13 protein-coding genes are annotated in these 15,058 nt (G+C 46.0%); 12 read left to right on the plus strand and 1 reads right to left on the minus strand.

The window, feature by feature from the left end:
* Positions 1 to 69: 69 nt before the first annotated feature.
* From ACMQ5W_RS15680 to ACMQ5W_RS15720, 9 genes are all read left to right on the plus strand, one after another.
* Complete coding sequence (locus ACMQ5W_RS15680) at positions 70 to 855, plus strand: IclR family transcriptional regulator (RefSeq protein ID WP_148493845.1); 786 nt, start codon at positions 70 to 72, stop codon at positions 853 to 855.
* A 176-nt stretch (positions 856 to 1,031) separates the two neighbouring features.
* Complete coding sequence (locus ACMQ5W_RS15685) at positions 1,032 to 2,555, plus strand: CoA-acylating methylmalonate-semialdehyde dehydrogenase (protein ID WP_148493844.1); 1,524 nt, start codon at positions 1,032 to 1,034, stop codon at positions 2,553 to 2,555.
* A 57-nt stretch (positions 2,556 to 2,612) separates the two neighbouring features.
* Positions 2,613 to 4,007 (plus strand): YfcC family protein, encoded by a 1,395-nt coding sequence (locus tag ACMQ5W_RS15690; protein WP_148493843.1) that lies wholly within the window; start codon positions 2,613 to 2,615, stop codon positions 4,005 to 4,007.
* Positions 4,008 to 4,138: 131 nt separating this feature from the next.
* Positions 4,139 to 4,993, plus strand: a complete 855-nt coding sequence (locus ACMQ5W_RS15695) for an FAD binding domain-containing protein (protein WP_419025990.1) — start codon at positions 4,139 to 4,141, stop codon at positions 4,991 to 4,993.
* A gap of 1 nt (position 4,994) precedes the next feature.
* Positions 4,995 to 5,471, plus strand: a complete 477-nt coding sequence (locus ACMQ5W_RS15700; protein WP_419025991.1) for a (2Fe-2S)-binding protein — start codon at positions 4,995 to 4,997, stop codon at positions 5,469 to 5,471.
* A gap of 64 nt (positions 5,472 to 5,535) precedes the next feature.
* Entirely contained in the window at positions 5,536 to 7,887 is a 2,352-nt protein-coding gene (locus ACMQ5W_RS15705) for a xanthine dehydrogenase family protein molybdopterin-binding subunit (protein ID WP_419025992.1), read from the plus strand.
* Positions 7,868 to 8,914, plus strand: coding sequence for an ABC transporter substrate-binding protein (locus ACMQ5W_RS15710; RefSeq protein ID WP_419025993.1), 1,047 nt, complete (start codon positions 7,868 to 7,870; stop codon positions 8,912 to 8,914). Before ACMQ5W_RS15705 ends, ACMQ5W_RS15710 begins: the two co-directional genes overlap by 20 nt.
* Positions 8,911 to 9,912, plus strand: coding sequence for a FecCD family ABC transporter permease (locus ACMQ5W_RS15715; RefSeq protein WP_419025994.1), 1,002 nt, complete (start codon positions 8,911 to 8,913; stop codon positions 9,910 to 9,912). The genes ACMQ5W_RS15710 and ACMQ5W_RS15715 overlap by 4 nt, the downstream gene beginning before the upstream one ends.
* 50 nt (positions 9,913 to 9,962) lie before the next feature.
* Entirely contained in the window at positions 9,963 to 10,685 is a 723-nt protein-coding gene (locus ACMQ5W_RS15720) for an ABC transporter ATP-binding protein (protein WP_419025995.1), read from the plus strand.
* Here the strand turns inward: ACMQ5W_RS15720 and ACMQ5W_RS15725 are convergent.
* Positions 10,682 to 11,269: a nucleotidyltransferase family protein gene (locus ACMQ5W_RS15725; protein ID WP_419025996.1), complete on the minus strand. Its 588-nt coding sequence runs from the start codon at positions 11,267 to 11,269 to the stop codon at positions 10,682 to 10,684. The two genes, ACMQ5W_RS15720 and ACMQ5W_RS15725, sit on opposite strands and share 4 nt — an antisense overlap.
* A 596-nt stretch (positions 11,270 to 11,865) precedes the next feature.
* Between ACMQ5W_RS15725 and ACMQ5W_RS15730 the strand changes: the two genes are divergently transcribed.
* Genes ACMQ5W_RS15730 through ACMQ5W_RS15740 form a run of 3 tightly spaced genes read left to right on the plus strand, consistent with a single transcriptional unit; the run spans position 11,866 to position 15,057 of the window.
* The gene (locus tag ACMQ5W_RS15730) at positions 11,866 to 12,072 is read left to right on the plus strand and encodes a DUF6440 family protein (protein ID WP_148493836.1); all 207 of its coding nucleotides are present in this window, start codon (positions 11,866 to 11,868) and stop codon (positions 12,070 to 12,072) included.
* 26 nt (positions 12,073 to 12,098) lie between these two features.
* Complete coding sequence (locus tag ACMQ5W_RS15735) at positions 12,099 to 12,290, plus strand: hypothetical protein (RefSeq protein WP_419025997.1); 192 nt, start codon at positions 12,099 to 12,101, stop codon at positions 12,288 to 12,290.
* Positions 12,291 to 12,315: 25 nt separating this feature from the next.
* Entirely contained in the window at positions 12,316 to 15,057 is a 2,742-nt protein-coding gene (locus tag ACMQ5W_RS15740; protein WP_419025998.1) for a valine--tRNA ligase, read from the plus strand.
* Position 15,058: the final 1 nt, after the last annotated feature.

A 15,058-nucleotide genomic window follows, 5' to 3' on the forward strand; every position in this document is an offset into this window, starting at 1 on the left:
TTGGTAAATGCAAACAAATGATATGTGGAAATATTTGTATATAAGAGGAAACGTAAGGTCTTAATCATTATGGAGAAAAAAACATCAAATCAGACTGTATCTAAATTGATACAACTCATATCCTGTATTTCTGAAAGCCGCACGCCGATGCGCCTGCAAGATATTTCTGAAAGGATTGGCGTACCCACTGCTACAGCTTTTCGTTATCTGAATGCTTTGATGCAGGAAGGGCTGGTATTTCAGGATGCGGCCACTAACCGCTATGCGATGACTTGGCGCATCTGCGAATATGGAAAGCTAGTGAGAAACCACATGACCATAAGAACCCTTTCCGGAAACTTAGTCAGTGAATTGTCGGTGAAACTTTCCCTCGGTGTCTGTCTTGTTATAGAAAGAAACATGGAATGTGTATATTTAGACTGCGTATACGACCCTGACAGTATCAGCGATGGGGTCCCGCTGCAGCGCATTGGATTACAAGCACCGATTCATGCAGTTTCCTCAGGCAAAATGTTTTTGACGGAGTATACAGAAAACGACATTGATTTATTGATCAGCAAAAAAGGCTTGGCTCAACTGACAGAAAAAACTATCACTACGAAAGAAGGCCTTTTGGAAGAAATGCGCCGTACGCGAGAAAACAATTATGCCTTAGAGGATCAAGAATGTGAACCGGGGCTGCGTTGTGTTGCCGTGCCAATTTATGACTATCATAAAAAAATCGCGGCTGCGTTAAGCTGTTTTGGAAAAGTAGAGACGATGTCTTTTGAGCACATTCAGAAGGTGATTCTGCCGGATTTGAGAGCGGTAGCAAAAGAAATCTCTTTTAGGATGGGCTATGAAGATCCACACTGATAAAATATCATAAAGGACAGCATATCTGCGCTGATGTTGAATCGATACAATTCAACATCGGCGTTTTTTAATGCATAAAAATGAAAAAGCATTTCAAATAATATTGACAATTTTCAGAAAACGATTTAAAATGAAATTAGATTTCAAAATATAGTTTTACTGAAAGGAATGCGAAAATGAATGTCGAAAGAAAGAAATATTGCGTGAATGGTGAATGGCGTCAATCAAAGTCTAAAAAATACATGCCTATCACTGATTCAAGCACTGGAGAAGTCATTGCGGAGGTGCCCAGCTGTACTGCAGAAGAAGTCGAATCTGCAATTGCGGCTGCACAGGAAGCGTTTCCAGCATGGTCGAAATTATCTCTCAGTCAGAGAACACAGCTGATGTTTAAATGGAGAACGATTCTGCTTGATCATTTAGAAGAGTTGACCCTCTTGTGTGCAAAGGAGCTGGGGAAAAACCTGGCAGAAGCACGAGGTGACATCTTGAAGGCAATTGAGCCAACGGAACACGCATGTTCGCTGCCCACCTTGATGCAGGGGGACGCATCACTTCAGGTGACAAGCGGCTTTGATACGGCCACTTACCGCATGCCGCTGGGGGTTGTGGCAGGTATTGTGCCCTTCAATTTTCCAGCAATGATTCCGTGGGGCTGGATGGTGCCTTTAGCCATTGCCACTGGCAATACTGTTGTGTTAAAAGCATCCAGTGTAACTCCTCTTACAGCAATGCGTATTTTGGAACTTTTTTATGAAGAAGGGGGATTCCCAAAGGGCGTTGTCAATCTTGTAACCTGCAGCAGAAAGGAGGCTGATATTTTTCTAAGTGACGCTAGGGTAAAAGCAATTACCTTTGTTGGAACGACAGGAGTCGGTAAACAGATCTATTCTACGGCAGCTGCCCATGGAAAACGTGTACAGGCGCAGTGTGAGGCGAAAAATCATGCGTTGGTATTAGAAGATGCGGATCTGAATAGCACGGTGAATGCAATTATCAATTCTACATATGGCTGCGCAGGCATGAGATGCATGGCCCTTCCCGTTGTCGTTGTTCAAGAAAGTATAGCGGATGAATTTGTTGCCTTATTAAAAGATAAAGCGATGAAGATGCAGGTTGGCTGTGCATATGATCCTAAGACTAATTTAGGACCGGTCGTATCCGCAGAGCATAAAGCCAAGATTTGTGATTGGATTCAGAGGGGAATTGAAGAAGGTGCTGAATTAGTGCTGGACGGCCGTAACATTGTCGTTCCAAAGTTTGAAAGCGGTTTTTTTGTCGGACCGACAATTCTCGACCATGTAAAACCTGGTATGTGCGTCGGTGAGAGAGAAATCTTCGGACCTGTGACACTCATCAAGAGAGTGAAGGATTTCGAAGAAGGCATCACTTTGATGAATGCAAATCCATTTGCCAATGGCTCTGTAATCTTCACACAAAATGGATATTATGCGAGGGAGTTTGAGATTCGGACTGACGGCGGCATGGTGGGTATCAATGTTGGCATTCCCGTTCCGTCCGCCTATTTCCCATTCTCAGGAAATAAGGATTCTTTCTTTGGTGATTTGCATGTGCTGGGGAAGGACGGCGTCCGCTTCTATACCAGAGCTAAAACAGTAACGAAGCATTGGTATGAGGAGTCTGTGAGAAAAGAGGAAAAAGAACTTGATACCTGGGAAGGAACCGTTGAACGAATTTAGCAGTCGGTTTCCTGCGATATTTTCATTGATAAATTGAAATTATGAAAGGAGCACAAAATGGAAAAGAAAAAGAAAAAATTTGCGGTGCCAAATGTATTCATCATACTCTTTGGGATTATATTAGTCTGCAGTATATTATCCTATATCGTTCCTGCGGGAACTTACGAGATGATGGACTTGGACGGAAGATCAGTCGTAGATCCGGATTCTTATCACAACATCGACCAAACGCCTGTATCTGCTATGCAGATGCTGACTTCCATCACGAGAGGCCTGCAAGAGAGCGCACAAATTGTATTTTTCCTCTTCATCGTTGGCGGTGCCATGGCTGTGATTCAGTCAACTGGAGCGCTGGAGGCTGGTATTGGAAAATTAGCAAAATCCCTCAATGGAAAAGATTTGATCATCATCCCGATCGTCCTCTTCCTATTTGGCATTGGCGGTGCCATTTTTGGCATGTGTGAGGAAGCTGTGCCGCTGGTTCCGCTTTTTGTCGCATTATGTCTTGCCATGGGATATGACTCTATTGTCGGTATGGCCATCGTTATGGTCGGCGGCGCCATCGGCTGGGCAGGCGAGTTTATGAATCCGTTCTGTCTACAAGTTGCGCAAGGCATCGCGGAGCTGCCGCCTCTGTCCGGTATGGGACTAAGGATTGCACTGTTTGCGGCATTATTAATCGTAACCTCTCTGTGGATTATGCGATATGCCAGAAAAGTAAAAAAAGATCCGCAACTGTCGCCCATGTATGAACTTGATAAACATAGAGAGGATTCTTTGGACTTGGATAACTTGCCGAAGTTCGGCGGCCGCGAAAAGGCAATTTTGGTCGTGTTTCTATTGATGATTGTATTACTGGTTTACGGTGTGATTGAACTGGGATGGTATATGGATGAAATCAGCGCATTATTCCTTGGCGCTTCTATCATCTGTGCAATCATTGGCAGAATGCGTTTCAACCGCTTTGCTGAAGTGCTGGGAAAAGGCATGACCGATCTTGCTACAGGCGCTCTGATTGTTGGATTTTCTAAGGCGATTGTCGTAGTATTAACAGACGGAAACATTCTGCACGTGATTTTACATGGAGCGGCATCAGTCTTAGGTGTTTTACCACCGATTTTTTCTGCAATCGGCATGTTTATCTTCCAAAATTTGCTGAACTTAATTGTCGTATCCGGTTCTGGACAAGCTGCACTGACAATGCCTTTGATGGCGCCCTTAGCCGATTTGGTAGATGTGACAAGACAAACGTCGATTATGGCTTTATCTATTGGAAATGGACTGTCCAACGTACTGACACCGGTTTCTGGATTTTTGATGGCTGGCCTCGCCTTGGCCAAGATTCCTTGGGAGAAATGGGCGAAGTGGGTTTTACCTCTCATAGGCATTCAATTTGCAGTGGGCCTCATCTTCATCATTATCGCACAAGTCACCGAGTACGGACCATTCTAAACAGATGGATAAATTTGCATTTGTGAGACAAAAGAAAGAAGATTGCTAAAGAGCAGAAAGGGGGCTATTATGGTAGAAGAAAAAGATTTACTAAATAGCCTCTGCTCAATACGGCGAAAGGAGATCAGCCCGTGACAGACTTTTTTAGACCAAATAACTTACACGAAGCATTGGAAATTCTCAAAGAATATGGGGAAAGAGCTGCTATCGTCAACGGCGGCAGCGATATTGTCATCAGCATCAGTCAAAAGAAGATTGCGCCAGACATCATCGTTTATATAGGTAACCTGCCGGAATTACGATATATCCGTGAAGAAAAGGGCGTTATTTCTCTGGGCGGAAATGTGACTTATCGAGAAATGTCACATGACCCAATTTGCCAAAAAGCTGCAGGTTTGATGAAAGCGATTGCCAATTTAGGAAGTCCGGGGGTTCGTGCTGTAGCTACACCGGCAGGAAACATCGGGACGGCAGCACCGGCAGCAGACTGTGCTACAATGTTAATGGCCTTAGGTGCAGACGTTGTACTTGCCAACAGTAAAAGAGAACGAACAGTGTCTTTAGAAGACTTTTACGCGGGAAGAAACTGCACGGTAAAACAAGCTGATGAGATCATTCGTGAGATTCGTTTCTCTGCAATCAGACAGAGAGAGGGTACTGGATATTGCAAAGCTGCCCGCCGTAAAGCACAGGATATAGGGAAGGTACTTGCAGGTGTTCGTGTCCATTTAGAGAAAAACATTGTTAGAGAAGCAGCAATCTCTTTGGGTGCGCTTAATGCTGAAATTGTGCGTGCAGTCAGTTTAGAAGAGGCGATAAGAGGGATGAAAAAAGAAACGGCATACCAATATCTGAAAGAAAACTTCCCGGCAGAGGCAGGCCTGCGAGAATCTTACTTTAAAGAATATAAGGAATCTGTAACGAAATCTATCATTGCACAGGCATTTTCTTGCGCACTTGCAGATGCTGAGAAAGGGAGGTTTTGACATGATGCGGGTATCCTTTGTTTTAAATGGAAAATCTGTGTGCTGCGAGGCAGAAGGAGATGAACTTCTGCTCGACACCATACGCAGCCGCTTTCAGCTTACAGGTACGAAAAGAGGTTGTGGTACGGGAGACTGCGGTGCATGTACTGTTTTAGTAGATGACGTAGCAGTACGTTCCTGCACGATGCTTACCGGTATGATAGAAGGTAAAAATGTGATGACAATAGAGGGCTTAGGCACGACGGAGCATTTGCACCCAGTCCAACAGGCCTTTATAGATGTCAATGCTGTGCAATGCGGTTTCTGCATTCCGGGAATGGTATTAGCTGCATATGCACTGCTGAAGGAAAATGAAAACCCGACAGAAGAGGAAATCAGAATAGCCATTTCTGGAAACTTATGTCGATGTACGGGATATCAAAAAATTGTTGAGGCGATTCAGCTTGCTGCCAAGCGGATGCAGGAACAGGACGCATAGTTTAGAAAGAAGAGGATACGAACATGGTTCCATACATCTCGTTTTTGTATAGTGGGAGAAGAATATGATGAAAAAAGATAGCAGCCTTATCGGGCAACGAATGGTCAAACCAGATACTGCCGCCAAAGTGACTGGAGAGGCAAAGTTTACAGCTGACATTGCAGTTCACCGCACAGATTTGCTATATGCGAAGGCTTTATTCCCACCTTTTGGACATGGGAGAATCGTGTCTATAGACACGTCCGAAGCTGAGGCCGTGGAGGGGGTTGAGGCTGTTATGACTGCCAAGGATCTGCCGCCAGGAAGCAGCAACGGGTACGGGCTGGATGAGCATGACAAACCAGTTTTAGCCGCAAAGAAGGTGGTCTATGAAGGTGATGCCGTAGCGATTTTGGCCGCTCGGGACTTAAAGACGGCAGAAGAAGCAGTCTCACTGATCAAAGTGGAATATGAGCCGTTGCCTGCATATGACGATCCAAGAGAAGTATTTAAGAGGGAAGCGGGACTGATTCATGAAAAGCATCCGTACTCCGGCAACAGTAATATCTCCTATAGCGCAGAGATAGATCATGGCGATATTGAAAAGGTTTTTGCAAAAGCAGATGTGATTCTCGACAACTATTTTGAAACGCCCATGGTTGATCACGCCTATCTTGAGCCTGATGTCTGTATCGCAGAACCTGACCCAGTCCAAGGGGGAATTACCATATATAGCCCGCAACATAACGTTCAAGGAGCGAAAAAAGCCCTCTGCGGTGTCTTAGGTCTGCCGCAGAGTAAGATTCGCATAATCAGCACCATTGTCGGCGGCGCATTTGGCGGAAAGGAGGACTCCACTTTTGACGTTTCTGCCATTGCAGGTGTGCTGGCTCTGAAAACGGGAAAGCCTGTCTTTTACGAAGAGACGAGAGAAGAAGTGTTCCGCACTACAGGAAAGAGGCACGCAACATTTCTCCATCACAGACTTGCAGCCGATAAGACGGGGAGAATACTCGGCATAGACGTTTTTAATATTATAGATAAAGGCGCCTATCAGTCTGTAGATGCGATTCCAGATCGAACCTTACTATACGCAGGAGGTCCGTACAAGATCTCTTCATCTCGTGTTTCTGCCCACTCTGTTTACACCAACCACCCCTATGGCTGTGCATTCAGAGGTCTGGGCGCACCGCAGGCACATTTTGCCATAGAATGCCAGATGGATATGCTGGCGCATGAGCTGTCCATGGACCCCATTGAGCTGCGCCTCAAGAATATCGTACGTGATGGGGACGCAATCCACACAGGGCAAGTCATGTTAGGTGAAAGAGGCGTCGGTTTGGAAGAATGTCTATTGAAAGTAAGAGATGCACTGAAGTGGGATGATAAACGTGGCAGGCAAGACGGCACAAAGAAACTGGGCAAAGGTGTGGCTTGTTTCATGTATGGAATTGGAACAGGCAGTTCTCCTGATGGGGCACATTGTATCGTACAGGTGCAGCGGGATGGGTCTGTCAATATCGGCGTATCCTCTAACGAACTTGGACAAGGCCTGCTTGTTGCCATGAAACAGATTGCGGCAGAAGCACTGGGTGTTACTGCTGATAAAGTTTATGTGGATTATTCTGATACATCATCTTCCTTAGAAGCAGGGGCAACAGTATCGTCTCGTACGACGACATTAATGGGAAATGCGGTAATCGCAGGATGTAAAACGCTGAAAGAACGCTTCAGCAAGCATGCTGCCGATGAAATCTTCAAGGTCGGGACGGCATCGGTCGACATAGACGGAAATATGGTTTATGTAAAGGGGAGACCGGAATTATCAGTGCCATTGGGAACGGTCGTAACGAGTGCGTATAAGGCACAAGTTCCGCTGTCTGCAATCGGCTCCTGGTTTCCGCCGAGAGTATATCCTCGCTCTGATAATACCCACGATCAGATGCACGCCTTTACCTTTGGGGCCTGCGGCGTAGAACTTGCGGTGGATACAGAAAGCGGAGAGCTGACGATTCTGCGCTGTGTACTTGCCTGTGATGTCGGTAAAGCGATCAATCCGAGTACAGTAGAGGGGCAGATGGAAGGCGGTATGGCACAAGGCATTGGCTGGGGCATCATGGAAGAACATTTCATGGAAAACGGCAGGATGAAAAATCATACCTATCACGACTTTTTAATTCCAACTGCCTTAGATTTGCCGAACTTAGAAACCATCATCGTGGAACATCCTAATGCACTGGGACCTTATGGGGCAAAGGGAATCGGCGAACCGCCAATCGTAGGTATCGCGCCGGCAATTAGGAATGCTTTCTTTGACGCTACGGGAGTCTTCATCAACAGCATTCCACTTACGCCAGTGCGCGTGATGGCAGCGCTGAAGAAACCTCTTGAAGGGAAAGAAAGGAAGGAAGAGAGAAGTGAAGGAGAGCTTTGTTAAGCAAATCGCCGCGTTGTTTATGATCTCTGTTTTGCTGCTGGGTGTATCTGCATGCAGTAATCCAGGTGGAGAGGGGACAGACGCAAAGAATAAGGAATGGGAAAGTATCACGGTGACAGACCAGGCAGGTCGTGATGTGACCATTTCTCGATGTCCGCAAAGAATCGCAAGTGGGTACTATGTCTCAACTTCTCTGCTGCTCGCTTTAGGCTGTCAGGACCGCCTTGCAGGTATTGAAGCAAAAGCAAAGGACCGAAATATCTACGCACTAGCGGCACCAGAAATCATTGATCTGCCTAACATGGGATCTGCGAAGGATTTTAATTTAGAGGCCTGTATCGCCTTAAAACCGGATTTGGTAATTCTGCCGAAAAAATTACAGGAGCCTGCGCAGACCCTTGAAGAATTAGGCATTCCGGTATTGCTCGTCAATCCGGAAAGCGATGTGCTTCTGCAAGAGGCAATCAGTCTGATTGCCAGTGCAGTTGGAGAAGAAGCAAAGGGCAGAGCCTTGTTGGACTATTACGATGAGGCAGAGGAAAAACTGACTGCCGGCACAAAAAAGACAGATCTACCATCGGTTTATCTGGCCGGCAATAGTGACATGCTGCGTACTTGTCCCGGCGGTATGTATCAAAACACTTTGATCAGAAGTGCAGGCGGAAAAAACGTCGCTGAAGCAATCAAAGGCGATAGCTGGGTAGGGATTTCTTATGAGCAGCTCTTAGCATGGAATCCGGATTATATCATCATCGCAGCCGAAGCCAGCTACACAGCAGAGGACTTGCAGTCGGTACCAGAACTAGCCAGTTTAAAGGCTGTGACTGAGGATCATGTTTTGACGATGCCTTCAGATTTTGAAGCCTGGGATTCTCCTGTACCGTCGGGGATTCTTGGAAAGCTGTGGATTTTTGCTGCATTACATCCAGAGAATTACAGCCTGGAGACACTTCGGGAAGATGTGGCAGACTTCTATGATCGGTTTTATGGATTTACAGCAGATAAGGAGATTCTTACAGTGTCATGAATAGAAAAAGAGTAAATAAACTGATCTGTGTTTTTTGCGTACTACTGTTTTTTCTCACAGGTCTTTCGCTGCTTGTCGGAAAATATCCTATATCAATGCAAGAAATCGTAAAGATTTTCACTGGGCAAGAGGTTGACAAGGCAACCTACGATGTGTTTATGACCCTGCGGCTGCCGCGCACTTTCATGGCGGTTCTCACCGGTGTAGGGCTGAGTCTGGCAGGCTATATCTATCAGCTCTTATTTAAAAATATTCTGGCTTCCCCGGACATCATCGGTGTGGCAAGCGGTGCGAATGCCGGCGCTGCCTTGGGGATTGTCATCATGGGTGCAGGTTCCGTACTAGTGCCCATTTATGCGTTTTTCGGCGGCATCCTGGCGGTTCTGCTCGTAATGCTGTTTGCAAATAATAGCCATAGAAATTCACTGGCATCTATTGTTCTGTCAGGCATTGTCATCAGCGCCATGGCGGAAGCTGCAATTATGATTCTGAAGTTGTTTGCAGATCCAAACAGCGAATTGGCGCCGCTGGAATATTGGGCCATGGGCGGACTTTCGGCTATCACAGCCTCAAAGGTGCTTTGGGTGCTTCCTTTCTTTTTACCGGGTATGCTGGTCTTGTTTCTGGTACGATACCAAATTACCATCTTGGGCCTGTCTAATGAGGAAGCTTCTGCATTAGGCGTCAGAGTAAAGGTGATTCGCAGTGTTGTGCTGGCAGCAACAACGGTGATTGTTTCGGCGATTGTTTCGGTAACGGGTTTAGTTACCTTTATCGGTTTAGTTGCACCTCATGGGGCAAGAATGCTTACGCAAAAGAGCAATTTGCAGACTGCGGCCTTATCCTGTATCTTAGGGGGAATCTTGATGATTTTAGCAGATTGTGCCTCGCGAGGTTTTTTTGATATAGAAATACCAATCAGTATTTTAACATCCTTTATTGGCGCACCATTTTTGGTCATACTGATGATAAAAAGGAGGGGCTGGCGATTTTATTAGAAGTTGATAAACTGGAATTTGCTTATGGGAAGAAAAACGTCCTAGATGGTATGGATCTGGAAGTGAAAGAAGGGGAAATCTGCGCTCTGCTAGGTGAAAATGGATCAGGAAAGTCAACCTTACTGCGGATTATCTGCGGAATAGAGAACGCAGCAGAAGGACGCATTTTGCTCTCGGGGAAAAATATACAGAACCTTTCTGCAAAAGAACGAGCCAGATTCACAGCATATCTGCCACAGCGATTCGGCGTGTATTTTGATACCGGCGTATTAGATATCGTTCTCATGGGAGCAAATCCCAATTTAAAGTTTGGACAGACGCCGACAAGGGCACATATCCGGCGTGCCCATGAGGCCTTAAACTACTTGCACATATCGCATTTGGCGCAAGCAAACTACATGTATCTGAGCGAGGGAGAGAAGCAGATGGTGATGATTGCCAGATGTATTGTGCAAGGTGCACCCTTGCTGCTCTTTGATGAGCCGGACAGCTCTTTAGATGTGAATAACCGCTATCACCTTATGAGGATTTTGTATAGACTCGCAGCGGAAGAAAAGCTGGGCGCTTTGTTGGTGCTGCACGATCCGCAGTTGGCCTTGGCCTATTGTGATAGAGTCTACTTATTAAAGGACGGAAAAATCTGCGCAAAGATTGAAAAAGGGGTATCCTCTGCGGATGCTGTAGAGAAAAGTCTTAGGCAGGTGTTTTCGGGTATAAAAGTCTATGAAAAGGAGGGAGAATTATTTCTGGGCTATGGTCGAGAATCACTTTAAATAGATGTGGGCGGCAAATCTTCTTTTGTATCCACGTCTTTTAATTCCTGTGAGTTGGTGACGGCCAGATAGGAAATCGCCTCGGGATATTTTTTTACAAGATATTTACCGCCATGATGAGGCGGCAGCGTACGTAACTCTGCGAAAAAGCGCCGCGGAAAGATCACCGGATTTCCGCTTTCTCCCTGACATATAGGAATATGTATTTTTTCAGGTTTATTATAAAATTGCCCGGCTAATCTTCGGATGGTTGCTGTAGTGAGCCAAGGTTGATCGGAGGTGAAGAACATACAGCCGTCTTCAGAATCACTTGCCATATCAATACCAAGTGCAATCGTCTTTGCAATATCACCGGTGTTATCATCGTTGTACGCTGAGAGATAACCATATTTCTCACTCAAAGCTAGAATTTCTTCATAGATGGAGACAACGATGACTTTTTTGAATAAATCTGTCGGCATGACGGCGAACAGGTGTTCGATCATAGCGATGCCGTCAATTGGGTAGAACAGTTTATTTTCTCCGAAACGTTGACTGTGCCCAGATGCTAAAATGACGGCAGATAATTCTTTCTTACAAGCCATTGCAATTTCCTCCCCTCTTCTTTACAGTATACAATAAAAAGGAATAATATAAAACGGAATTCACTTCATTTACCTTACTGTTTTTCTATTGTAGAGAACAAGATGGAACTCTAATGATAAAAATGATATCTATCGTATGACAGAGATTGTTCTGATTTGGGAGGTATCAAATCAGAATGAATAAAGTGGAGCATGGCAACATCATTGCATTCCATCCGGTCTCAAAACGATGTATGATAGAGACTTTTTAGTAAAAATATCCGATTCAGCACCAGTATCAGAATCTCAGATTCTTCATGCAAATGTGCAATAATGACTTGCAAAAAATAGTTTTTTTGGTAAAATAACATAATAGGCTAATATTTAGACGTTGAAGAAGAGGAGTAGGCGAGAAAACCCTTTACAGAGAATAAGGTTCATAGGCTGAGAGACCTTAGAGAAACAGTATCCGTCGAAGGTTGCTTTGGAGTCTTACGATGTAAATGAGAGCCGCAAGGTTTATGCTTTGCGGAACAAAGGTGGTACCGCGGAATTTTTCGTCCTTTGTAGGAGCAATCCTACAGAGGACTTTTTTATTTAATAATGGGAGGATTACGATGAGCAAAAAAGACAATCGCTTTGAAATCAGAGAGACGTATACAAATGGACTGGCAAAGTCCTTTGAAGTCATTGTGGACAAAGAGACTGGTGTGAACTATCTGATGGTCAATACTGGTTATGGTGCCGGATTGACGCCGCTGCTTGATCGGCAGGGCAAGCCAGTGATCAGCAGCAGAGATATCTGTGCCTTTAAAGACGAGTAAGATGTTCTAAGAAAGAAGGCGTAACGATGAGACAAATTCAAAAAGTACAGATCATGACTTTGACCATACTGGTAATCACCTTGCTGATCGTGGGATTTCATATGCTCATAGTCCCTCTTTCGGACTGGATCGTGCGGATAACCGGTATCGTCATGCTGGTCAGTGCTGCAGTGTGCGCTTACAGTACAGTCAGAGTATCTCAAATAAAGAAAAAATAGTAAATAGTAATAGAAAGGAAGTAACATGGAGAAAAATTTAGCAAAGACTTATAACCCAAAGGATTTTGAAGACAGAATATATCAGATGTGGGAGGAAAACGGTGCCTTTCAGGCAGAGGTAAACCCTGACAAGAAGCCGTTCACCATCGTGATGCCGCCGCCAAACATTACAGGTCAGCTGCACATGGGGCATGCGCTGGATCAGACACTGCAGGATGTTCTGACCAGATGGAAGAGAATGCAGGGCTACAGCGCACTGTGGCTGCCAGGGTCAGACCATGCCAGCATCGCCACAGAGGTCAAGGTGGTTGAGAAAATCAGAGAAGAAGAGGGCAAGGAAAAAGAAGACCTGGGCAGAGAGGAGTTCCTGAACCGCGCCTGGGCTTGGAAAGAAGAGTACGGCGGCAGAATCACCAGACAGTGCCGCAAACTGGGAGATTCCTGCGACTGGAGCAGAGAGCGCTTTACCATGGACGAAGGCTGCAACAAAGCCGTAAAGCATTTCTTTGTACAATTATATAACAAGGGCTTGATCTACAGAGGAAACCGTTTGATCAACTGGTGCCCGCAGTGCGGTACATCCTTGTCTGACGCAGAGGTAGAACACGAGGACAAGAACGGCCTCTACTGGTACTTCCGTTATCCAGCAGCAGAAGAAGGTGGTCAGGACATGATCGTCGCTACTTCAAGACCGGAAACCATGTTCGGGGACGTGGCTATCGCCGTTCACCCCGACGATGAGAGATATAAAGGCATGGTCGGTAAGAAAGTCATCCTGCCGCTGGTAGGAAAAGAAATCCCGATCATTGCGGACCCATATCCAGATCCGGAGAAGGGTACTGGTGCCGTGAAAATCACACCAGCTCACGACCCGAACGACTTCGAAGTAGGACAGCGTGCCGGACTAGAATCACCATCCTGTATCAATCTGGATGCAACCATGAACGACTTAGCAGGTAAGTATGCAGGTATGGATCGTTACGAGTGCAGAAAACAGTGGGTCAAGGACTTAGACGAGGCTGGCTACCTGGTTAAGACGGAAGAAAAGGTCATCCCGGTAGGCGAGTGTTACAGATGTCATACCGTCATCGAACCGATGCTTTCCGATCAGTGGTTCGTCAAAATGGAAGATCTGGCAAAGCCGGCTATCGAAGCGGCAAAATCAGGTCAGCTGCAGCACATTCCGGAGAGATTTGAAAAAACCTATCTGCACTGGTTAGAGGAAATCAGAGACTGGTGCATTTCCCGTCAGCTTTGGTGGGGGCACAGAATCCCGGCCTGGTACTGTCAGGAGTGCGGCGAGCTGATCGTCAGCGAAGAAGATCCGAGCAAATGCCCTAGTTGCGGTTCTGCCAACTTGAGGCAGGATGAAGACGTATTGGATACTTGGTTCTCCTCAGCACTGTGGCCGTTCTCAACTTTAGGCTGGCCTGATAAGACCAAAGACTTGGAATACTTCTATCCGACCGACGTATTGGTAACGGGTTACGACATCATCTTCTTCTGGGTTGTCCGCATGGTATTCTCTGGCTGCGAGGCCATGGATATGCCGCCGTTCCATCACGTCTACGTTCACGGTCTGGTGAGAGATGCAGAAGGCCGCAAGATGAGCAAATCTCTGGGCAATGGCATCGATCCTTTGGAAGTCATCGACCAGTTCGGCGCCGATGCTTTGCGTTTTATGCTGACGACTGGCATCACGCCTGGTAACGACATGAGATTTAAAGAAGATAAGCTGGAATCCTCCAGAAACTTCGCCAACAAGCTGTGGAACGCATCCCGGTTTGTAATCATGAACCTGCAGGATGAGGACGGCAATTTCAGAGAACTGGCAAAATGCTGCGGTGACTGTTGCGGCATGGCTTGCGGCGACACCACTAATTTCAGCAACATCATGCTGCGCGATGAAGACAAGTGGATGATCAGCAGAGTCAATGACGCGGTAGAATACGTTACCAATGCCCTGGAAAAATACGATCTGGCTTTGGCAGGCCAGAGAGTTTATGAACTGATCTGGAACGAATACTGCGATTGGTATATTGAACTGGTGAAGAAGAGACTTTGGGGTGACGATGAAGAGGATAAGAAAGTCGTAAGGTTCGTTCTCGTCATGGTTCTGAAGAACATGCTTGAGATGCTGCACCCGTTCATGCCGTTTATCACCGAAGAGATTTGGTCCTTCCTTCCTCATTCAGAATGCGAGAGAGAAGACAATCCAAACTGTTACCTGATCAAAGCAAAGTGGCCGCAGGTTTCTGAAGAGAGACGCTTTGCAGCGGAAGAATACAGACTGGAAACTGCTATGGAAGCGATCCGCGCTATCAGAAATATCAGGGCGGAGGCAGAGGCCGTGCCGAGCAAAAAGCTGACAGCAGTTATCTATGCGGAAGGTGAAAAGCTTGCGACCATTCAAAGTGGTGAGAGATATATCAAGGACCTGGCAAACATCACCGACATTAAGTTCGTAACCGACAAAGGAGAAGTTCCTGAAGAGGTCATGTCAGCAGTCATCGAAGGTATTGAAATCTTTATTCCGCTGGATGATCTGGTTGACTTTAACGCCGAGTTTGACCGATTGACCAAAGAAAAGAAGAAGCTGGAAGGCGAAGTAAAGAGAGTTGCCGGCAAGCTTTCCAATCAGGGATTCCTCGCCAAAGCGCCGGAAAAGGTGGTCAATGAGGAAAAAGAAAAGCAGGCGAAGTACGAGGATATGCTGGCGAAAGTAGAAGCCAGACTGGAAATGGTAGCAAAGAAAGTGAACAAATAAT

The sequence above is a fragment of the Emergencia sp. genome, assembly GCF_048465375.1.
Taxonomy (GTDB): Bacteria; Bacillota; Clostridia; order Peptostreptococcales; family Anaerovoracaceae; genus Senimuribacter.